At 69.7% G+C, this 21,223-nt stretch carries 18 protein-coding genes and 1 pseudogene; 5 read left to right on the top strand and 14 right to left on the bottom strand.

What is annotated here, in order from left to right; all coding sequences use genetic code 11:
- Nucleotides 1-137 precede the first annotated feature (137 nt).
- Nucleotides 138-2,054: an ATP-binding response regulator gene (locus AC16DP_RS46990; protein ID WP_329726338.1), complete on the bottom strand. Its 1,917-nt coding sequence runs from the start codon at nt 2,052-2,054 to the stop codon at nt 138-140.
- Nucleotides 2,055-2,236: 182 nt separating this feature from the next.
- Here AC16DP_RS46990 and queF point away from each other — a divergent pair, with 182 nt between their 5' ends.
- Nucleotides 2,237-2,641 (top strand): preQ(1) synthase, encoded by a 405-nt coding sequence (queF, locus tag AC16DP_RS46985; protein ID WP_329726337.1) that lies wholly within the window; start codon nt 2,237-2,239, stop codon nt 2,639-2,641.
- A 14-nt stretch (nt 2,642-2,655) separates the two neighbouring features.
- Here the strand turns inward: queF and AC16DP_RS46980 are convergent, their stop codons facing one another.
- A complete protein-coding gene (locus AC16DP_RS46980) occupies nt 2,656-2,874 on the bottom strand; it encodes a hypothetical protein (protein ID WP_329726336.1) in 219 nt (72 codons plus the stop codon).
- A gap of 26 nt (nt 2,875-2,900) precedes the next feature.
- The gene (locus AC16DP_RS46975) at nt 2,901-3,917 is read right to left on the bottom strand and encodes a serine/threonine-protein kinase (RefSeq protein ID WP_414640671.1); all 1,017 of its coding nucleotides are present in this window, start codon (nt 3,915-3,917) and stop codon (nt 2,901-2,903) included.
- 210 nt (nt 3,918-4,127) lie between these two features.
- Here AC16DP_RS46975 and AC16DP_RS46970 point away from each other — a divergent pair, with 210 nt between their 5' ends.
- Nucleotides 4,128-4,328, top strand: coding sequence for a hypothetical protein (locus AC16DP_RS46970; protein WP_329726334.1), 201 nt, complete (start codon nt 4,128-4,130; stop codon nt 4,326-4,328).
- A gap of 75 nt (nt 4,329-4,403) precedes the next feature.
- Nucleotides 4,404-5,540, top strand: coding sequence for a phospholipase D-like domain-containing protein (locus AC16DP_RS46965; protein WP_329726333.1), 1,137 nt, complete (start codon nt 4,404-4,406; stop codon nt 5,538-5,540).
- 3 nt (nt 5,541-5,543) lie between these two features.
- Here AC16DP_RS46965 and AC16DP_RS46960 read toward each other — a convergent pair whose 3' ends face one another.
- The 9 genes and pseudogenes from AC16DP_RS46960 to AC16DP_RS46920 all read right to left on the bottom strand — a co-directional run bounded on the left by AC16DP_RS46960 (nt 5,544) and on the right by AC16DP_RS46920 (nt 14,075).
- On the bottom strand, nt 5,544-5,909 hold the full coding sequence (locus tag AC16DP_RS46960; protein ID WP_329726332.1) for a response regulator: 366 nt from the start codon (nt 5,907-5,909) through the stop codon (nt 5,544-5,546).
- Nucleotides 5,906-7,483: a DUF7125 family protein gene (locus AC16DP_RS46955; RefSeq protein WP_329726331.1), complete on the bottom strand. Its 1,578-nt coding sequence runs from the start codon at nt 7,481-7,483 to the stop codon at nt 5,906-5,908. Before AC16DP_RS46955 ends, AC16DP_RS46960 begins: the two co-directional genes overlap by 4 nt.
- Entirely contained in the window at nt 7,476-7,634 is a 159-nt protein-coding gene (locus AC16DP_RS46950; RefSeq protein ID WP_329726330.1) for a hypothetical protein, read from the bottom strand. Before AC16DP_RS46950 ends, AC16DP_RS46955 begins: the two co-directional genes overlap by 8 nt.
- Nucleotides 7,635-7,940: 306 nt before the next feature.
- Nucleotides 7,941-8,078, bottom strand: a complete 138-nt coding sequence (locus AC16DP_RS46945) for an Imm52 family immunity protein (RefSeq protein WP_329726329.1) — start codon at nt 8,076-8,078, stop codon at nt 7,941-7,943.
- A 42-nt stretch (nt 8,079-8,120) separates the two neighbouring features.
- Nucleotides 8,121-8,310 (bottom strand): annotated as a pseudogene (locus tag AC16DP_RS46940) (Imm52 family immunity protein); the annotation flags it as partial.
- A 58-nt stretch (nt 8,311-8,368) separates the two neighbouring features.
- Nucleotides 8,369-8,746: a hypothetical protein gene (locus tag AC16DP_RS46935; RefSeq protein ID WP_329726328.1), complete on the bottom strand. Its 378-nt coding sequence runs from the start codon at nt 8,744-8,746 to the stop codon at nt 8,369-8,371.
- A complete protein-coding gene (locus AC16DP_RS46930; RefSeq protein WP_329726327.1) occupies nt 8,743-9,528 on the bottom strand; it encodes a hypothetical protein in 786 nt (261 codons plus the stop codon). The genes AC16DP_RS46935 and AC16DP_RS46930 overlap by 4 nt, the downstream gene beginning before the upstream one ends.
- 132 nt (nt 9,529-9,660) lie before the next feature.
- Nucleotides 9,661-10,446 (bottom strand): hypothetical protein, encoded by a 786-nt coding sequence (locus AC16DP_RS46925; RefSeq protein ID WP_329726326.1) that lies wholly within the window; start codon nt 10,444-10,446, stop codon nt 9,661-9,663.
- Nucleotides 10,443-14,075 carry a hypothetical protein gene (locus AC16DP_RS46920; protein WP_329726325.1) on the bottom strand — a complete coding sequence of 1,211 codons (3,633 nt, stop codon included), beginning with the start codon at nt 14,073-14,075 and terminating at the stop codon, nt 10,443-10,445. The genes AC16DP_RS46925 and AC16DP_RS46920 overlap by 4 nt, the downstream gene beginning before the upstream one ends.
- 853 nt (nt 14,076-14,928) lie before the next feature.
- Between AC16DP_RS46920 and AC16DP_RS46915 the strand changes: the two genes are divergently transcribed.
- Together AC16DP_RS46915 and AC16DP_RS46910 are read left to right on the top strand one after the other, a co-directional pair.
- Complete coding sequence (locus AC16DP_RS46915) at nt 14,929-17,100, top strand: serine/threonine protein kinase (RefSeq protein ID WP_329726324.1); 2,172 nt, start codon at nt 14,929-14,931, stop codon at nt 17,098-17,100.
- A gap of 84 nt (nt 17,101-17,184) precedes the next feature.
- Nucleotides 17,185-18,114 (top strand): DUF2381 family protein, encoded by a 930-nt coding sequence (locus AC16DP_RS46910; protein WP_329726323.1) that lies wholly within the window; start codon nt 17,185-17,187, stop codon nt 18,112-18,114.
- Nucleotides 18,115-18,177: 63 nt separating this feature from the next.
- Here AC16DP_RS46910 and AC16DP_RS46905 read toward each other — a convergent pair whose 3' ends face one another.
- Together AC16DP_RS46905 and ppk1 are read right to left on the bottom strand one after the other, a co-directional pair.
- Nucleotides 18,178-18,888, bottom strand: coding sequence for an Imm52 family immunity protein (locus tag AC16DP_RS46905; RefSeq protein ID WP_329726322.1), 711 nt, complete (start codon nt 18,886-18,888; stop codon nt 18,178-18,180).
- A gap of 79 nt (nt 18,889-18,967) precedes the next feature.
- A complete protein-coding gene (ppk1, locus tag AC16DP_RS46900) occupies nt 18,968-21,124 on the bottom strand; it encodes a polyphosphate kinase 1 (RefSeq protein WP_329726321.1) in 2,157 nt (718 codons plus the stop codon).
- Between the last annotated feature and the right edge of the window lie 99 nt (nt 21,125-21,223).

Here is a 21,223-nt window from a genome sequence, read left to right as displayed (position 1 = left end):
ACTCCCTCTCGGCGGGTGATTCCGTTGACGCGGAGAGTCTAGTGCACTGCGTCAGCCAGTGTAAGCAGGCAAGAAGGATTCAGTGACGTCCGCAAGCGCCCGGAGCGCTCAGGGAGACGGGGGCCCGGTGGGAGCCCTCACGGGAGCATGAGGGCATCCCGGGGGACGCGCTCCGGACAGGAGGTGGCGTCCTCGGCGCGCGCGCGTTCGCCCGCCAGCCCGAGCGTGGCGCGCACGGCGGCGAGCAGCTCCTGTTCGCGGTAGGGCCGCGAGCACTGGGAGTGCTCCGGGTGGGCCCAGGCGGGCCGCGAGGCCCCGGCCAGGACGATGGGGATGGGCCGGGCGCGCGGCAGCTCGGCGAAGGCGGACAGGAAGAGGCCCAGCTGCGTGGGCGGAGCGCCCTCGGACAGCAGCACCAGGTCCACCGGCAGGGAGGACGCGCGACGCAGCGACTCCACGCCTCCGTGCGCGGTGAGCACCTCGAAGCCCTCGGAGCGCAGCACGCGCTCGGCGGTGAGCTCCTGCACCGGGTCCTCGTCCAGCAGCAGCACCCGGCGCGGCAGGCGGCGCACCTCGTTGGCGGACATGCGCGGCAGGCCCAGGGTGAAGGTGGAGCCGTGGCCCTCGGCGCTGGACATGGACAGCGCGCCCTGGTGCAGCTGGGCGATGGAGTGGCTGATGAAGAGCCCCAGCCCCAGCCCGCCGAAGTGGCGGTGCGAGGAGTTGCCCGCCCGGTGGAAGCGCTGGAAGAGGCGCGCCTGGTCCTGCTTGGGGATGCCGATGCCCCGGTCCCTCACGTGCAGACGGGCCTCGCCGAGCAGCGCCTCCACCTCCACGGCGATGGGCTCGCCCTTGGGGCTGTACTTGTCCGCGTTCTCCAGCAGGTTGACGAGCACCTGCTCCAACCGCTCCCGGTCCGCCTGCACCCAGAGGTGCTCGCGCGGCACCGCCAGGCTGAAGGGACGCTCCAGGCTGTGGCGGAACTGGTCCACCACTTCCGCCACCAGGTGGCCCAGCTCCAGGGGCGCGAGCTGCAGGGACAATTGACGCTCCTCCAGTCTCGAGACATCCAACAACTCGTTCACCAGCCGCTCCAGCCGCTCCACCTGCCGCTTGGACTTGGTGACGCTGGCGGGGTCCACGCGCTGGCCCTGGGCGAGGCAGCGCTCCAGGAAGCGCAGGTTGAGCTTGAGGGGCGTGAGGGGCGTCTTCAGCTCGTGCGACGCGATGGACATGAACTCCTCGCGCACGCGCAGGGCCGCCTGGGCCTCGCGCAGCAGGCGGGCGTTCTCCACCGTCACCGCCACCTGCCCGGCGGCCGCGCTCCACAAGTCCAGCTCGCGCAGGGAGAAGGAGGTGCCCTGCTCCTTGTAGAGCACCAGCAGCCCCAGCGCGCGCTTCTGCGACAGCAGCGGCACCGCGGCGAAGATGGAGCCCACGGCGTCGCCATAGCCGCGCTGGACGCCGATCTGCGGCTGGCGGGTGATGAGGGCCGCCTCGAAGGAGTCGGCATGGTCCTCGAGGGCGTCCTCGGGCGAGTCGGCGCTGGCCAGGTCGGACACGGCCACCCGGCGCAGGGGCTGGCCCTCCTCGGACAGGTACACCTCGGCGCGGCGCACCTGGGCGCAGCGCACCACGGCGAGCACGGCGGCCTTGCACACGCTGTCCACGTCCAGCGTCTCCCCCACCTCGCGGGCGATCTCCTGGAGGGCCTGGGCGAAGGCCACGTCGTCATCGGCGCCGGAGGGCTCGAAGAGGAGCCAGGCCCCGGGACTGGCGCCCGGGCCGGAGGGGCGGGTGAGGATGCGCACCTGCTTGAGGCTGGAGGTGATGGCGTGGCCCGAGTGGGCGCGGCCCTCGCGCAGGGCGCGCTCGAGCGCATCCCGGCCCCAGCCCCCCTCGAGGGCCGAGAGCACCGGGTCTCCCACCTGGAGGACCATGCCCGTCTTGGCGCCGAAGTCCGGCTCCAGCCACTCCACTCGCAGATCCGGTCCGAGCCGAGCCACGGCCTGGGGAACGCACGCGAGAATGTCCTGGAAATCAGAGGGCAGCATGCGGGGCGAGGATCTGAGTTACGCCCCTGTCACCGGAGACACAAGATGGCCCGGCCCCGGCTGCTCCCCCCTGGACAGAGGGGACGTTGGGGGCCGGACAGGTAGGAGGACCGAGCAGGAGGGGGAGCGTTCGCCAGACAGAGGCTGAAATCGGCCGGGTGTGTGATAGACGACACCCCGCCATGCCCTCTCAGCCGACCAAGGAACTGAAGACCTTTCCCAACCCCGCCAAGGATCGCGACTACGAGATCGCGTTCGACGTGCCGGAGTTCACGTGCCTCTGCCCGCTGACCGGGCAGCCGGACTTCGCGAAGTTCAAGATCCGCTACGTGCCGGACGAGCTGTGTGTGGAGCTCAAGAGCCTGAAGCTCTACATGTGGTCGTTCCGGGACGAGGGAGCCTTCCACGAGAAGGTGACCAACACGATCGCCGACGACATCGTGCGCGCCATCCAGCCGCGCAAGCTGACGGTGGAGGGCGACTTCTTCGTGCGCGGCGGCATCGGGACGCTGGTGACGGTGACGCACGAGAAGAAGGGCCGGGGAGCGAAGCCGGCCAGGAAGAACACCCCCGCGCGCCGCAAGTAACCCCGCGGGGTTGCCTACTGCTGTTCCCCGCTCATCTTCTGCTCCAAGTCGTGCGCCCGCTGGTCCGCATCGGACTCGATGCGGCTGGCGGCGCCGCGGACGTTGTCGAGCTGCCGCTTCGCCTGACTGGTCTCCGCCTCCGGAGCGGAGTCACGCGGGGCGTTGCTGAGCGCGTAGTACGCGACGCCCGCGGTGAGGGCGATGGCGAGGATGGCGGTGATCATCTTGCCCATGACGAGGAGCTCCCGGGTGCGAGCGCTCAGCGGATGGTGAGCTGCCGCACGAGCCCCATCCAATACGAGTGGGTGAGCGCCAGTCCAGTGCCCAGGGCTCCGGCGACGGCGACGAAGGCGAGCAGCCACCGCGTCCATGGCCGGGAGAGCAGCCTGGCCGCCTGGTCGCTGAAGTCGTCGACGACGTCCAGCTCCTTCTGGGTGAGGTGGGCGAGCGCCTCGGTCTCGGTGAGCTTCTTGCGGTGGCGGAGGAAGCCGACCAGGAGCGCCTCGTAGGACATGCCCACGCGCTGGGAGAGGAACATCTCCAGCTCGCGGCGCATGGCGGCGGCGTTGGCGAAGCGATCATCGGGCCGCACCTCGAGGGCGCGCTTCACGATGTCCGCCAGCGGCTTGGGGATGTGGGGCGCCACCTTGTTGAGCGGGGTGTACTCGCCATCGCGGATGCGGGCGAAGACCTCGCCGGTGTTGCGGCCCAGGAAGGGGCGGGCGCCGGAGAGCGCCTCGTAGAGCAGCACCCCGAGCGCGAACAGGTCCGTGCGCCCGTCCACCGGCGCGCCCGTCACCTGCTCGGGAGACATGTACGAGGGGGTGCCCACCGCCATGCCCTGCGCGGTGAGGGCCTCCAGGCCCACGTCCTTGGCCACGCCGAAGTCCATCAGCTTCACGTCGCCGGCCTTGGACAGCATCACGTTGGCCGGCTTGAGATCGCGGTGGATGATGTGGCGGAAGTGGGCGTGCTCGAGCGCCCCGGCGATGCGCGCGCCGATGGCGGCACCCACCTCGGGGGGCAGCGGCCCCTCCTTGATGAGCTCGTGCAGGGTGGGCCCGTCCACGAACTCCATCACCATGAAGAGGACGTCGTTCTTCTCCACGAGGTCGTACAGGGTGACGATGTTCTGGTGGCGGAAGGCGGCGAGCGCGAGCGCCTCGCGGCGGAAGCGCGACACGGCCTCCTTGTCGCGCACCGGGTCCGCGAGCATCTCCTTGATGGCGACCTCGCGCTGCAACATCTCGTGAAGCCCCCGGTACACCTGGGCCATGCCTCCGCGCCCCAACTCTCCGAGCACGCGGTAGGCGCCTATCTTCCGATGTCTGACGACGGGCTTCTCACTGGCAGGCACGCGCGCGAGGCTACCGATTTGCCCGCGAGGCGTCGACACGCCCGGAGTGCAGACAGCCAGGCGGTAGAAATCCCTGTTCACGGGAGAGCAGAGCGTCCCACATCACACTCCCGCTACGCTGCGCGCGCCATGAAGAAGACCCTCTTCCTCCTTCCCGCCGTCCTCATGTTGCTGCCCGGGTGCCTCGTCATCCGCGACACCCGGTACATCCCCAGGACGAAGAAGTCCGAGATGAAGTCCCGCCCCGACTGCCACCCCAGCCAGTACTGGGACGGCGAGCAGTGCCGCCACAAGGGCAAGGGCAAGGGCGCGCGCAAGCACGACGACTGACGCACGGTTTCACGGATGGGCTCCCCGGCACGAGATACCCTCACCCCGGCCCTCTCCCGAGGGGAGAGGGAGGCGTTGTCCGCGGAGGGGTCCTCCGGCGGCGTCTCCCCGGTGGGGCTGTCCGCGGAGACGCACGGGCAGTGGATCACCCTGCTCGACGGGGGCGCCGAGGCCTACCCGCGCATGCTCGCGGCCATCGCCTCGGCCACCCGGCGCGTCCACCTGGAGGTCTACGCCTTCGAGCTCGAGGGCGTGGGCACCCACTTCATCGAGGCCCTCATCGCCGCCGCCCGCCGGGGCGTGGAGGTGAAGGTCATCGTCGATGGCTGGGGCTCCATCGGCGAGAGCCGCGTGCTGGAGGACACGCTGCGTCCGGCCGGCATCAAGGTGCGCGTCCACAACCCGCTCACCTCCGTGCTCCTGCTGGGCCGCCTCTGGCGCAACCACCGGAAGATCCTGCTCGTGGATGACACGGTGGCCTTCCTCGGTGGCATCAACATCGGGGACCACTACGCCGCGGCGGAGGGCCATCCAGGGTGGGCGGACCTGGCGCTGGAGCTGCGCGGCAGCATCTGCGCGCGGCTGGGCGAGAGGCTCACCGCGGGAGCGTCCGCGCTGGAGCAGGGCCCGGTGCGCATCCTCCTGTCCGGCTTCGGCGGCGGGTGGCGCCTGCGCTCACGCTACCTGGCGGCGCTGAAGCAGGCCCGGCGCGAGGTGGTGCTGGCCCACGCGTACTTCCTGCCGGACCGGGCGTTCGTGCGCGCCCTCACCCGCGCGGCGAAGCGAGGGGTGGAGGTGCACCTGCTACTGGCCGGCCGCAGCGACGTCCCCTTCGCCCGCGCGGCCACCATGCGCCTGTACCGCACGCTGCTGCGCGGGGGCGTGCACATCCACGAGTGGACGGAGACCACCCTGCACGCCAAGGCCGCGGTGGTGGACGGCCAGCGCCTGCTGGTGGGCAGCTTCAACCTGGATCCACTCTCGCTGGTGAACCTGGAGACGCTGGTGGAGGTGGAGGACGCGGGCGTGGCCGGACAGGCCACCCGCTGGATGCGGCAGCACATGGGCCAGGCGAAGCCGGTGGGCCTGGAGGACTGCGCGCGCTCGGGGCTCCAGCGCTGGCTGCTGGACGGAGTGGGGCTGGCGGTGGCGCGCTTCGCCGAGCGCGTCGCCACCTTCATCGGCTCGCGGCGCATGCGCCGCCGGGGCTGACGCTCAGGCCCTGCCCGCCACGCCGGAGACCCGGGCCACCGCGTCCAACAGCTGCTCCAGCCGGAAGGGCTTCTTCAGGAAGGCCTGCCATTGGCGAGGCCCCCCCGCTCTCGGTGCGGTCTCGCTCATGAGGATGACGGGCACCCCGTCCAGGCCGGGCGTCCTGCGCATCTCCTCGAGCGCCTGCATGCCGGAGAGGATGGGCATCATCACGTCCATCACGACGACGTCCGGGCGGTGCGCGCGCAGGCTCTGCAGGGCATCCCGGCCATTGCCACAGACGGCCACCTCGTAGCCCTCGTCGCGCAGCACGTCCGCCACGACCTGCTGCACGTCGAACTCGTCCTCGACGACCAGGATGGTCCTCATCGTCCCCTCCCGCCGCCCCGGCCGCCCCGGCCGAGCACCTTCTCGAGCACCCCCGTCTTCCCCTTCTTCGGGGGCTTGTCCGCCTTCAGCCTCCCCTGGCGCAGGCGCCCGTGCCCGCTGAGGATGGTCTCCGCGCTCTCGAAGGAGTCGGCCACGTCGATGCCGTCGCGGGAGATGCGGAACTCGCGCAGCGAGGTGTCGTAGCGGCTCTCGCGCATCTTCATGATGGAGAGCAGCCGGTAGATTTGAGAGCGCAGCTCCACGTAGCGCAGCAGCAGGACCGACTCCACCACGTTGGCGAGCTCCGGGGTGGGCAGGTTGAGCTCGGGCTGGAAGAGCTCCAGCTCGTCCGTCATGACGGTGGTCACGTCCTGCATGCGCAGCTGGTTGGTGAGCGCCGAGAGGAAGCGGGGGACGCGATCCGGGTACACCGCCGCCGCGCGGAAGCCCTCGGCACCGTCGACGAACAGGCGCCGGCGCTCCTTCTTCTTCTCCTCGGCCCGCAGCTTCTCCAGCAACTGCTCGGCCAGCGAGTCCATGAAGTGCTCCAGCGGTGGCTGCCAGACCAGGTCGATGAGGCCCTTCTTCACATACCGCTCCAGCGGCAGGCCCACGTCCTCGGCCTTCTCGATGAGGCGGGGGGGCGGCTCGTAGAAGCCGAAGTAGGTGCCGTGCTGGCCCTGGCGGGCCCCCTCCACCAGGAAGGAGAGCCCCAACAGCGTCTTGCCCGTGCCCGGCGCGCCGATCAGCGCGGTGGTGGAGCCCGAGGGCAATCCCCCGTCGAGCATCTCGTCCAGCCGCTTGAGGCCGAAGCCCATGCGGACGCGCTGCTCACGCGCCTGCTCGGGCGGCCGGGCGAACTGGATCTCCGTGCGCGGGTGGATGACCAGACCCTCGCCGGTGATCTCCACCTCGTGACGGCCCCGGAGGTAGTCGCTGCCGCGGAACTTGTGCACCGTCAGCTCGCGCACCGCCCGCGGGCCCACGAGCTTGTCGGACAGCTCGATGACGCCATCCACCACGGCGTTCTCCACGTGCGTGCGCTCGCGCACGTTGGAGACCAGCAGCGTGGTGCAGCCCAGCAGGTTGGTGAAGGCCTGGAGGCCGTGCACGAACTCCCGGTAGGCCTGGGGCGAGGTGGCGAACTGCTCCGCGCTCTCCATGCCATCGATGACGAAGAAGGTCGCCTGGCGATCGCGCAGCGTGCGGCGGATGAGCTCCATGAGCCCGGAGAAACCCTCCTCGCGCACCTGCTGGTAACCGCTGATGTAGTAGAGCCGCTCGGGGATGAACTCCGGCTTGAAGAAGCTCAGCGTGGACAGGTGCGAGAGCATCTTCGCGTGCGACTCGATGAGCAGCGTCATGTAGACGCAGCGCCCCTCCTGCTTCTGGATGTGGTTGCAGCACAGCTGGTTGGCGAAGATGGTCTTGCCGCTGCCCGGAGGCCCCATCAGGGCATAGATGCCGCCCTGCTTGAGCCCTCCCTTGAGGATGAAGTCCAGCCTCGGGATGCCGCTCTGGATGCGAACGTCCTGCGCCTTGTTCTCCGTGCCATCTGTTCCGGACTCACTCATACCCCTCCTCCACCGCCTCCTTGGGCAGGCGCAACGTGAAGCAGGAGCCTCCGCCGTCGCGCGCCGTCAACGTCACCGTGCCCCCATGGGCACGGGCAATCCAGCGGAAGAGGGCGCCCTCCAGGGGCTCGCCGCGAGCGGCCCGCCGCACCGGACACCGCTCGGGGGAAAGGGGCGCGCGGACAACACCCGGCCCGTCCCCACCTCCACCCGCAGGACAGGCACCACGAGGAAGTCGAGGATGCCCTCCTGTGCCGATTGCTCGGACACACCCGTCTCCATTTCCTCCACCCGCGCAGCACGAACGGATGGAGCCCGCGGCACCCGGTGTCGCATGAGGTGACCGCAGTCCCCCAAGATGGGCACGGGGTCAAGGATGGCAACCGCGCCGGCGGAGCCCGCTCATCCTCCAGCGTTACCTGATGGACGGATGGCGCCACGGGGCGTGGCAGCCCGCTCAGGTGGCCGACTGTCTGGAAACGACCGGCTCGAGCAGGCCCTTCGCGCGCAGTACCTCCTGGACACGTTGGCCCAGGGCGAGGTGCTCGGGATTGGAGGCGGTGAGGCGCTCGGGTGTGCCAGAGGATGAAGCCATCCCTGCCCTCCTGGTAGGTCCTCCTCTTGAAGAAACGCAGGAAGGTATCCGCGGTGGGCTCGAACTGGAGCTGGAGCGCCTTCTTGCGCGAGTCGGCCTGCTCGAACCAGCGGGTGTAGATGGGATCACACCGCGACAGCAGGTGGAAGTACGCCTCCGCCCGCCGGGCACACTCCTCGGCGGAATCCTTGCGGCCCCCCCAACAAATGCCTGCGTAACAAGTCGCTCTCATGCGCGCTTCGCTTCAGGGCGGTGGAGTGAATACCACCTCAATACCCGTGATGAAGTTTTCAGGCGACGCTCAGCCCCTGGACCGCCACCGTCACCGCTCGCCCGGGCACCGTCACCCACCGCAGCACCAACTCGCCCCGCTTCGTCAGCGTCAGCAGCGGCACCGACAGCCGGCCGAGCTTCTCGCCCCACCCCACCGCCCTCACCACTCCCGCCCCCGAGGTGCCCACCGTCAGCAGCGCGTTGGCCAGCAGCCGTGACACCGTCCGCACCCGCTCACCCCGGGGCTTCTGGCGGAAGGACTCCCAATACTCGGGCGCATTCTGGAAGAGCACGCGCACCGCGCCCGGCAGCCGCGTCAGTCCCTCCAGGCTGTCACCGGGGTGGAAGATGAGCCGGCTCAGCCCCTCGAGCGAGGCCGCCCCGGCCCCCGTCATTCATTCCGGAACCACTCCGGGGGGATGCCCAGCACCGCGAGGATCCGCTCGGGCGAGCTCTCGCCCTTGATGTCGCTCACAACTGGCATGAATGAGTCCTCTCGTGGCGGCTGCGCAAATTGCCCGATGCACTCGCCTCCTTTGAGTCTGTTGACAACAAAGACGTCCAGTCCTGGGGAGGCAATTACTCCATAGACAGTTGCATTGGGGAGCCGCTCCGACAGGTTCACGTCAGCGAATCCTATGTCGCCCGTTCCGCTAAAGACACGGAGACCTCGTGGTGTGTCCTCGAGTTGGTATCGCCCCTGAGGGAGTGGTTTTCCGTCATCTTCCTCCAGGGCGCGAAGTGCCTCGTAGGCCCGGACGCCTTCCACCAAGGCGACATGCCGCAACGGCGTTGCCGCGGCGTTGTTCAATGGTTTCTCGCTGTCGGGCAGTGGGGAGCCGAGAGACTTCGCCAAGCCGTCTGGGCTCACTTCCAATACATCAGGTGCACCGCTTCGCCAAGACATGACGGTCCAGGGCTCGTTGGCGCGCTCAATCGAGTACACCGGCTCATCACATTCGAGCGACAGGGCTTTGGCGATTTGGATCTCGGCGCCGATGTCGATGGGGTCAGTTCCCACGATGGCGTGGTAACGGCCACTGCCGGGGATGACCTCGAAGGGCAGTTCGTCTCCGACCTCTTCTTCCCAGTCTGGCATCGCGATGGCGAGGGCGCGGCTCTCCAATCGTGCGGGCTCACCTGGAGCCAGAACCGCCCAGAGAGGCCACCGGCTCATGGTGCACCTCCGGACAAGTCTTCGGGCAGATTGAATGCGGCGCGCAACTGCTTCGTCTGCTCCAGAACTTGAGTCTCCTCTATTTGAATGAGCCTGGTGCCTCGTGCGTGTTTGCCGAGAAAGTGGCACCCCTCACTCATTGCGGAACCACTCTACTGGGATGCCCAGCGCTGCGAGGATCCGCTCGGGCGAGCGCTCGCCCTTGATTTCGCTGGCGACCGGCAGACGCGGAAACACATCAGGCGGCTGCGCGAACTCTTCGATGCCCTCACCCCCTCGCCTCACGGTAACAAAAAACTCGTCCAGGTCCGGCGAGGCAATCACCGCATACACGGTCGCGTGGGGAATCCGTTCCGACACAGTGATGTCTGCGTACCCGATGTCGCCAGTTCCGCTGGCGACGAGGAGCCCTCGCGGCGTGTCCTCGATGCGATAGCGCCCCGGAGTAAGTGGCTCGCCAGCCTCCTCCTCCAGAACCCGAATCGCCTCTTGTGCCCGGACTCCTTCCACCAATGCGACAGCCTGCAGTGGTTTCCTTGCGGGCGAGTCCGAAGACGCCTCGCTGCCTGGCAGCGGACAACCGAGAGACTTCGCCAAGCCGTCTGGGCTCACCTCCAAAACCTCAAGCGCACCCTTTCGCCACGACATGACGGTCCAGGGGTCGTTGGCGCGCTCAATCGAGTACACCGGCTCATCACATTCGAGCGATAGTTCCTCAGCGAGTTGCATCTCTGCGCCCACGTCGCTGGGGTCCGCTCCCACGATGGCGTGGTAATGGCCACTGCCCGGGACGACATCGAAGGGCTGCTCTTTCCCAAGTTCTTGATCCAAATCCGACATCACGATGGAGCGGGCACGGCTCGCCAGACGTGTGGGATCACCTGGAGCCAGAACCGCCCAGAGAGGCCACCGGCTCATGGCGCACCTCCGGACAAGTCTTCGGGCAGGTTGAATGCGGCGCGCAACTGCTTCGTCTGCTCCAGAATCTGGGTTTCCTCTATTTCAATGACCTGTGCGCCCCGTGCGTTTCTGCGTAGGAATCTCTCCAGCTTCTCCCTGGTAGGTCCACTCAGCTTGTCAGTCATGACGAGGAAAGGTTTCCCTCGGGGCGCCTTCGCCGCATCGGCGAGTTGTTCGATTAGGCGCTGCAGTTGATCTGCTAGTGCAGCCTGCTGTTCGTTGATCGGTTGCGCACTTTGCCTGGCATCCCACGCATTGAGCGCCATGCGCCACCTGTCTTTGTTCCAGCCCTTTGCTTCCACTCCATGTTGAAGCCGCAATCCAAGCATCGATGTTATCTCATTGTCGATGACGTGCCCCCCTGCCAATGGCACCTGTCTCCCCGTGAGCCGGAAGCCCGGGAAGAGCTTCTGAGCATTGCGCTCTGTCAGCATCTCCACCGCGATGCCTCGGAGTTGCTCACGCGCTCGCCGTTGCACCACGAAGTTCCACGGTTCTGCTGCCGCCTTCTGGAATAATTTCCAGGCCGTCTTCTCGTTCCGGGCCATGAAGTTGAGGTCATCCGTGGTCAGTCCTGTGGAGCGCAGCCAGCCCAGGTCCACGCGCCCTTTGCATGTTTTTCTCGCTAACTCAACGATAGCTTCGGCATCCAGTTCCGCGTGACTGACGAGCCACTCGGCTTCCCTCATGAAGGCGAGCGGATCCTTCAGGCTTGGCGCTCCAGAGCGGTGCAGCAATCCCGGAAGGGTCGGTTTCGCCGCACCGCGCGCGGAGGAGCGCAGCGATTCCACGGCGGCGAGGTATGCCTGGGCCTTGTCGGCCGGCAAGGCCGCCGCGCGCCGCGCCACCGCACCGTAGGCGAGCGCCATCTCCTGGCTCTCCGCCGCCAGCAGCTTCAACGCTTCCAGCGTCTTCTCGGCCTCCTGGGCCGCGAGCCCCGCGCCGCGAATGCCGCCGAGGGCTCGTGCGGCGGCCATTTCCCCTCGTATGGCGAAGAAGGCCTGCTTGAAGGCCTCGGCGCCGCCAGGCAGGGACAACCGCAGCCCGTCCGGTGTCGCAACGGCCTTGCCCTCGGCGTGCATCCGCTCCAGCGTCTTCACCAGGGCCTGGACGGACTCCAGCGACTCGCGCAGTCCGGACGAGGCCCGGGCGCCCGCCGCGCTCAACGCCAGTCTGCTCCGGTGCACCAGCTCGCGTCCGATGCCCGAGGTGGCCAGCTTGTGGATGTCCCGGCCGGCCAGCACCACCATGGCCACGTCATGCACCGCGAGGAAGGCCCGTCCCTCGGGCGTTCGCGACAGCTCGTCCCGGTACGTGTCCACCGCCGCCAGCGCCGCCACCAGCGAGATGCGGCCCACGAAGAGGCGCACCGCCGCTCCGCGTGCGGCCGCCAGCGTGCCGCCTTGTGCTGCCGTGGCTGGCGCTCCCGCCAGCAGCGGCGCCCGCGAGAGCGCCGACACGGCGCCGTACACCATGTGCAACTCGCTGACGCGGCCGACCGTCGACCAGACCAGCGACGTGTCCGGCGTGGAAGCGAGCAGGGCCAGCTCCATGGCCGTCATCAGGTGCGTGCGAGGCCGCGGCCCATGGACTTCCACCCGTACCCACTCCAGCGGGTGCAGGGCCCGGCTGCGCGGCAGCTCGTCCACCGAGGACAGGTAGCGCGCCTGGAACTCCTGCCGCACCGGCTGGAAGTACAAGGCCATGCGCCTTGCGGGCCCCACCGCTTCTCCGGGCAGGGCGGGTTCGGCGCCCAGGCGTACCCCCTGCCGTGCCTCCCACGCCTCTGGCGCCACCAACACCGTGGACACCTGCCCATGAGGCACGTTGAGCAGGTGGGTCGTCTCGCCCTCACGTCCCAGGTGGAAGGCAGGCAGGGACTCGAGGACGTCCAGCACGAGGGGGAATGAGGCGAGCGCCTTCTGGGTGAAGGCCTGTCCCAGCAGCACCTTCGCCTCCGGCGCGTTGCCGCCGAGCAGCTTCTCCAGCGCCCCACTCGACGTGAGCTTGCGCTCCAGAGGGGGGAATTCCCCGTCCGGCGTGGACAGCAGCACCCGCGTCAGCAGGTGCACCGCGTCCTCCCTCATGTCCGAGGTGAGTGCCGGGCCCGAGAGGACGGTGTTGAAGACGCCCAGGCGCTCGTCCGGGGTGAGCAGGGAGAGCACGTCATGGTCGAGGGCGAGCAGAGGCCGGGGCTCTTGCGGTGTCGCCGCGGCCAGGGCTGTCTGGAGAAGCTCCCGCCTCAGGGCCGCCACCTCGCCCGTACTGGCTCCCAACCCCGGCCGCCAGTCCCCCGGGCGGATGAGGAGCGTGCCCGGGTAGTACCAGGAGGCGTTGCCCTCGGGGCTCTCGAGCGGGCCGGGAGCTCCGGGGGGGGTGTTGAATTCGGCGCTGTAGCCGCGCCAGCGCCCGTCCTTGCCGAGGAGGATGACGCGCGGTGTGCCTCGGGGAGCGTTGCGCACCCGTAGCTCCGCCCGCTCCAGCGACGTCTCCTCGGTGAGCAGCAATTGGGTGCGGACCTGGACGCTGGAGCCGTCGGGAAAATAGAAGCGGCCCACCACACTGCCCGGAGCGAGGGCGGGCGAGCCATCCGTGACGTTGTAGCTCGTCTTGAAGCGCCTGGAGCGCAGGGCGACGGCCTTGCGCAGGGGCTCCGCGGCTTCGCCGAGGGAGGGCCAGTCCTCGTCCCGCCAGGGGCCGAGCGCCTGGAGGTAGCGGTCGAAGTAGCTCTGCCCGGCCCCGTCCGGAATGTCCGAGCGCTGGGCCCAGCGCAGGCCGCGTTCCACCACCGTGGCGGCCGCGGCCCTATCCAGCGAGGCCGCCGAGAGCAGGGAGCGGCTCCAGGCGACATCCGCCTCCAGCTGCGCCTCCAGGGCACCGCGCATGGCGGCGAGTAACTGTGGCACGAGCGCTGGAGGGTGGCGTACGCGCACGCAGACCGGGAAGCCCTCCAGCGCGCTGGAGGGTGGCGCTCGGGGCTCGATGTCGAAAGCGCCCGCCGCCGCGGCATCCCCGAAGAGACGCGAGGCAATCTCCTCCCGCGAGGCGTATCCGGCCACCCAGAGCAGCTCGGGCCGCTCCGGGTCCACCTGCACGGGGAAGGAAGCCTCCTGCGCCCAGAGGAGTGTGAGCGCCCTGTCCTCCCCGTCCTCGGGCGTGTACTCCCGCTCCGTTTCAACCCGTTCGTCCTCCAGCCACTCGGGTGGAATGTCTTCCACGGGCGGGAGGCGCCAGGAGCGCTCCAGGGCGGGCGTGTCCCGATAGTCCCAGCCCCACTCGTAGGTGAGGGTGAGCATGGCCCCAGCGCCAATGCCCTCAGGGATGTCTACTTCCACCTCCTCCCGGCCTGGCTCGCGGCTCACCACCCGGGGCAGCGCTGCTGCCTGGGCCGTGCTCGGGTCCACCCGCAGCCGCTTGTCCTCCCCCCAGTTCAGCTCGCCCGCGGCAATGACTTCATCGCCTGCCTTCACCACGAGGCGGCCGGGGTCCACCACCCGGAGGGAGAGCGCGCCTTCCTTCCAGTCTTCCAGGCGGGGGTTGGAGGCTTTGGCTCGCGCATGTGCGTTGGCCGAGAGCGTCACCCTCACTCGTCTCGGCTCTTCGCCGGCCGCACTCATGCTGACCACGAGGCAGCTTGCGAGCACGAGGACCTGGAGTCCTCTGGCCCAATGTGGCTGGCGCCTGTTCCCTCCCCTTCCCTCCTCCGGTTCCCCCCCGCTGTGCGCCGAAACCACCGGCTCCGGGCCCGTGCTGGCCTTCCCAGGTGCCGATGCTCCGAAGCCGGGACTCGAGTTGACCAGGAGGATGCCTGCGCGCGCCGGCGGGAAAACCGTCAGTGCTGGGGGCGGCCGTGCGCACGCGGTGGATGCATCACCACGACGGGCGGACATGGTGCACCTCCTCACCTGGACGAGCCGGAAAGGGACACGGGATGCGTGAGGCACGCCGTGGCGAGGCCCTTGCCCGAGTGGAGAAGCCCCCGCCCCAGTGTGTCAGCGCCGTCAGGTTCCGGCCATGTGGAACACCGATTCCGGGCAAGTGGAACGCACCCGGCAGGGGACGAGGGGGGCCAAGAACCCCTCCCCAGGTATACGCACCCAGGTGGACCTTCCCGGCGGAGCCCCTGCCCGCGACAGCCAGATGCGTGCGCATGGGCGGTTTTGACGCGGGGAGACGAGCCCTCTGCTCGACACGGGTAGACGTCTACCACCGGGGCACTGGTAGACGTCTACCACTCCAGGGGCACACATGCGCACATGGAACCACACCACTGGTAGACGTCTACCAGTCAAGCCCACCCCGGTGGCATTCCCGGGTGCTTCAGCAGGGGCCTGTCCACCGCGTGGACGGGCGCGAGCGGCTCCGGACAATGACTGGCACCCTGTGTATCCGCACGCCTTGAGCCGTCCTGTAGGCTGGCCCACCTCGGAGGTGGTGTGCATGAGCGAAGCCAGCACGCGGAGCGGTGGGCAGGAGCAGCAGCGGCCAGGAGCGGTGGAGCCCCTGGAGGAGGAGGCCTCCCCCTGGCGCCCCCGGCCGGGCCTGGTGGTGGCCGGCTACACGTTGGAGGCGCGGCTGGGCACCGGCGGCCAGGGCACCGTGTTCCGCGCCTCGCGCGGGGGCGTGCTGTACGCGGTGAAGTTCCTCTTCCTGCCGCGCACGGCGCGCTGGGCCTGGCGCGAGCGCGACGTCATGCTCAAGCTCAGCAGCGTGGGCGGCCTGCCCCTGGTGCAAGAGGGCGTGTGGCCCGAGCACCAGCCCTTCTACCTCTTCCTCGTCATGCCCCTGGTGCGTGGGCTGCCGCTGGACGTGTGGACGCGCGTGCACAACCCCTGTGCCCTCGAGGTGGCGCACCTCTTCGGCCAGGGCGCGCGCCAGCTGGCGGTGGTGCACGCGGCCGGTGTGGTGCACCGCGACGTGAAGGGGGCCAACCTGCTGGTGCATGGCGAGGGGCAGGTGGTGCTGGTGGACTTCGGCGTGGCCACCTACGAGGGCGCCCCCCGGTTGACGGGCGCCTTCCCTCCGGGCACCTGGTCCTACCTCAGCCCCCGGGTGTGGCGCGCCTGGCGCGGCCTGGAGGACTCGCGGGCCTGCCCGGGTGACGACGTGTGGGCGCTGGGCGTGGAGCTCTACCTCGCGCTCACCGGCGCGCTGCCCTTCCGGGGCCGCGAGGGCGAGCTGGTGCATGCCGTCCTGCACGAGGAGCCGCCGGTGCCGCACGCATGCAACCCCCGGGTGCCACGGGCGCTGGGCGAGGTGTGCTGGCGCATGCTGCGCAAGGTGCCCGAGGAGCGCTACCCGGACGCGCTCGCGGTGGAGGCGGCGCTCGCGCAAGCGTTGAACGAGGCGGACGACACGTGGCGGGAGCCGCTGTGCGAGGCCTGGGGGCCGCACCACGCCACCACCGTGCTCGAGGGCGACATGTGGCGGGGGGCGGACGTGCTGGCGCTCTACGAGCGGCGGGCCTCCTACGCCCGGGTGCCGGTGCGCGGCAGACCGCGGGCGCCCGACGAGGTGTCCACCCTGCTCCCGCAGGCGCCGCCCGAGGCGCCCGCCGCGGGCACGGCGCCCGTGGAGCCGCCCGTGCCGCCGCCCGCGCAAGGGGAGGCACCCGAGGTGACACCGCAAGTGGCCGTGCCCCCAGTGGCGGCGCAAGAAGCCCTGCCGCTCGCCGGGCCCGAGGTGCCGCGAGCGGTGGACGAGGCCCCGGCGGTGACACCGCCGGCTCCGCGCGTCCGGGAAGCCGCGCGGCCCGCCGCCCGCTCGCGCCGGGCGCTGCTGGCCGCGGGTGCGGTGCTCGCGCTGGGCCTGGGCCTGTGGCTCGCCATGCGTCCCCCGCCTCCCGCCGCCGTGCGCACCGCGTCACCCCTGGAGACACCTCGCGCCAGCCTACCCGGGGAGTTCCTTCCTATCAGCCTGGAGCCGGGTGGCCAGGAAGTGGCTTCCCCGTGGAAGCGGCCAGAAGGTGACGCTGGCGCGACGCCCCCTGGGGCGGCAACCCCCGCGCCCGTCGCCCCTGCGACGCCGCCTCCAGAGACGCGCGTGAAGACTCCAGCGAAGGAAGCCAAGACTCCCACCCTCCCGAAGCAGACGGGCTCCACGACCACGAAGGTGGGCGCGGCCGTGCTCGGCTGCGCCCTGGCCACCGGCTGCCCCAGCCCCGCCACCACCGCCCAGGTGCTGCCCACGCCCCCGCTGCCCCCTCCCGCCGAGTGCCCCCCCGGTGCGCAGCAGGCCATGAAGGAACTGGAGCTCACGCGCGAGTCCGAGGGAGTCACCATTCACCCGTTTCCGGGGAAGGCGACGACCACCGTGAGGCCGGGCCTGGTGACGATGCGTCTCAATGGCCAGGACCACTGGGGCAAGCTGCCGCGCGACACCCTGTTCACCGGCCAGTTGCTCTTCGGCGAGCGGGTGCAGGCGCGCCTCACCCAGGCGTACACCCCCGAGGGCCAGGCCTATCCGGTGTGCCTGGAGGTGACGTCCGGGCGGTATTGGGGCTGGGAGAAGGAGGAGGGCAGTGGCCAGGACACCGCCGTCGTCCGCAGCATCTCGACGGCTCTGCGTCCGGTGAAACGCTTCGGCGAGGCGTCGCGGTACGAAGACCAATAGAAGCCGCGCGGCGACTGACGGGAGGAACAGGAGGGGCCGACTTCCGAGGACCTGCTAGTGTGGGCCACTCTGGAGGTCACCCCCATGTCCACACTGCTCGCCGCCCCCCTGCTGCTCGCGCTCCTCGTTTCCACACCCGCCTCGCCCCACGGGGTGGAATGGGACACGCCGGACGAACGCCTCCTGGAGCTGACGGCGGAGAACGCCGGGGAGCAGCACCCGGTGCGCATCCGCCCCCACCAGTCCACCACGCTGGTGTTCGACACGCCGCTGCAGCCCGGTGGCGTGCAGGTAGAGGACGGGCAGGGGATGAAGGTGGCGGTGAACGAGGCCGAGGGCATGGTGATGCTGCTGCCCACGCAGGCGCCGCCGCCGGACAGGCCGCCGCGGGTGACGGTGCGCTTCGCGGATGGGCAGGTGCCTGGCGGCGTCACCTTCCGGCTGGTGGAGGACGCGCCGCGGGCCGAGCACCAGGTGCGGGTGTACCGCCAGCCCCGCTCGGGGGAGTCGTTGCAGCTGGAGTCCCGGCAGCAACGCGAGCGGGCCGAGCGGTGCGAGGCCGCGCTGGCGCAGGAGCGTGCCCGTCCGCAGGGGCCGTGTTCCGGAAGTCTCCAGGGACTGCTGGAGGCCGGGCTGGTGAAGAAGGGGTTGGGCATCCTGGCGCGCGAGCTCAAGAGCAGCCTCACCCAACGTCCCGGATCGCCGCTCGAGGTGATAGAGGCCTGGAGCTACCGAGCCGAGGCACGGCAGCAGATGGCGGTAGAACTGTACGTGACGAACACGAGTGACCTGGCCTGGACGACGGAGGGGGCGGAGCTCGTCAGCACGGAAGGCGTCCGGCTGCGGGTGACGCGGGTGTGGCAATCCAAGCTCCTCATGCCGGGAGACCAGGCGCGGCTCGTGGTGGAAGCGGAGGCGCCGGAGAAGAAGCAGTTACGAAGCACCTTCCTGCTGAAGCTGCGCGAGGCGGGTGGAGCGCGCACCTTCACCGTGCGCGGCGTGCGCTTTCCCTGAGTGCGGTGACCCGCTCCCCCCGGGAAGGCGGAACCTGCCCCTGAGCACCCCGCCCCGCCCGTCTCAACCCGGGAGCGGAGCCAGCAGGCCGGCCTTCTCCAGCCGCTCGCGCACGCGCCCGGCCAGCGAGACATGCGCCGGGTTCTCCAGGGAGAAGCGCTCCGGCGTGAGGATGATGAGCGTGCCCTGCTCCTCCATCGGCTCGGCACGCGCGGGCCTCGGCAGGGGCGGCACCCTGCCCCGCCGGCCCGAGACGTACGTGAGCCACCCGAGGCAGGCGCCTCCGTCCTCCATCGTCTTCTTCGCGCCCCGGTCTCCCTCCGGAATCACCGCGCACCCGTCCGGGTCCCACGCCAGCACCATGGCGCGCACCACCTCCTTCAGCACGGAGACGGTAAGCACCCGGCTGGCGGCCGGCTCCTCCCGAGGCAGATGCAGCAGGCACCCGTTGGGATAGAACGTCTCATTCGAGCCGCAGATGAAGCTCAGCATCCCTCCCCGCCCCTGCTGCTCCTGTCCCGTCCACGCATCGAAGGTGAACACCTCGCGCGCCAGCCGGTACTTCCTGCGCTCGAAGAAGCGGAGGAACGTCTCGGCGGTGGGCTCGAACGGCAGCTGGAGCGAGTGCTTGCGCGAGTACGCGTACTCGAACCAGCGCGCATAGGCCGGATCACACCGTCCCAGCTGCTGGAAGAGCACCGCCACGCGCCGGGCACACGCCTCGGCGGACTCCCTCCGGCCTGCCCAATGTGCCCCCGCCTGGAAAAGTTCCATTACCCATGACATACGCCATGGGTAACAAAGTGACCATCCCAGAATGAGATGCCACCCCACCTTCCCGGTGGGGACCGGGTCAGCTCCCCGTCTGGGGCACCTGGCGCACGGGCACGGGTGCGTCCGGGGCCGTCGCGTGGCGCAGCGCCTGGAGGGGCTTGGTGTCCGGCTGGTTGTTGCGCCGGGCCAGTTCCATCAGCACCCCCTGGCTGCGCACCGCCGTGCCCTCCCGGCCCACCGGGGCGTAGGTGCCGTCCACCTGCAGCCTCCGCGCCTTCACGTTGTCCCGGAGCGCCACCCCCAGCACCTCGTCCAGCAGCCGCTGGCGGATGGCCGGATCCTCCACGGGGAACATCGTCTCGATGCGGCGCAGGAAGTTGCGCGGCATCCAGTCCGCGCTGCTCATCCACACCTCGGGGTGGCTGCCCGCCCCAAAGGCGAACACCCGGCTGTGCTCCAGGAAGCGGTCCACCACGCTCGTCACGCGGATGCGCTCGCTCACCCCGGGCACCCCGGGCCGCAGGCAGCAGATGCCGCGTACCAGCAATTCAATCTCCACCCCCGCCTGGCTCGCCGCGTAGAGCGCGCGGATGACGGTGGAGTCCACCAGCGAGTTCATCTTCGCCACGATGCGCGCGGGCTCGCCCTTGCGGGCCTTGTCCGCCTCGCGCTGGATGAGCGCGAGCACCTTCTCGTGCAGGCCCATGGGCGCCACGGCCAGCCGCTTCCACTGCGGGGCCACCGCGTAGCCGGTGAGCATGTTGAAGAGCGCGCTCACGTCGTCCGCTATCTCCTCGCGCGAGGTGAAGAGGGACAGGTCCGTGTACAGGCGCGCGGTGTGGGGGTTGTAGTTGCCCGTGCCCAGGTGCACGTAGCGGCGGATGCCGTGGCCCTCGCGGCGCACCACCAGCGCCACCTTGGCGTGCGTCTTCAGGCCGATCAGCCCGTAGACGACGTGCACCCCGCTCTCCTCCATCTTCCGCGCCCAGGCGATGTTGTTGGCCTCATCCAGCCGGGCCTTGATCTCCACCAGCACCGCCACCTGCTTGCCATTCTCCACCGCGCGCGACAGCGCCCGGGCGATGGGGCTGTCCCCGCTGGTGCGGTACAGCGTCTGCTTGATGGCCAGCACGTCCGGGTCCTCGGCGGCCTCCTCCAGGAAGCGCACCACCGGGTCGAAGGACTCGTAGGGGTGATGCAGGAGGATGTCGCGCCCGGTGATGACGTCCAGGATGGACTCCACGTCGCGCAGCACCGGGGGCACCGTGGGCGTGAAGGACTCCACGCGCAGCTCCGGCCGCGTGTCCAGCTCCGTGAGCGCCATCAGGTCCAAGGGCTGCAACGGAAACTGCTGCCGGTACACGTCCATGGGCCCCAGCTTCAGGGCCGCCGTCAGCAGGGACTCCATCTGCGGGCTGGCCGAGGCATCCAGCTCCAGGCGCACCGCGGCGCCTCTGTCTCTCCGGCGCAGCTCCTCCTGAAGGGTGGAGAGCAGATCCTCGCTCTCCTCCTCGTCCACGTTGAGGTCCCAGTTGCGTGTCACGCGGAAGGCGGCGGCGTGCTCCACGACGTAGCCGGGGAAGAGCTCGGCGGCGCACAGGGCGATGACATCGCCCAGCAGCAGGAAGGCCAGACCCTTCTCGCCAGGCATGGGGACGAGCCGGCGCAGCACGCTCGGCACCTGCACCACGGCCAGCGAGGTGCCCCGAATGTTGCGCCGGCGCTTGGGACCCTCGCGCCGCAGCAGCACCGCCACGTTGAGGGACTTGTTGCGCAGGTGCGGGAAGGGGTGGCCCGGGTCCACCGCGAGCGGGGTGAGCGCCGGGAAGACGGACGTGGTGAAGGAGGTGCGCGCGGCCAGCTTCTGCTCGGCCGTCAGCTTGTCCCGCGTGAGGATGGAGACGCCCGCGGCCTGCAGCCCCGGCAGGAGCTCCTCGGTCCAGAGCCGGGAGGCCGAATCCACCAGGGCGTGCACCCGCTCGCTGATGGCGCTCAGCTGCTCGGCGGGGAGCAGGCCGTCCGCCGCGGGCTCCGCCACCCCGCTGGCCAGCTGCTGCTTCAGGCCCGCCACGCGGACCATGAAGAACTCGTCCAGGTTGGAGGAGGCGATGGCGAAGAACTTCAACCGCTCGTAGAGCGGCAGCTCCCGGGAGCGCGCGTCGTCCAGGACCCGCTCGTTGAAGGCGAGCCAGGACAGCTCACGGTTGATGAAGAGCTGCGAGTCATTGAATTCCACGGGCCTGGAGTCTGGCAGGTGTCGGGTGAGGACACGTGACGGCCCCGTGACGTCACGTCACGGACCTGTCAAGAAGCCCAGGTAAAAGGTGGGCCGCCC

The sequence above is a fragment of the Archangium sp. genome (assembly GCF_057119385.1).
Note: the sequence above shows the minus strand (reverse complement) of the source record. Positions and strands in the feature narration are given on the sequence as shown.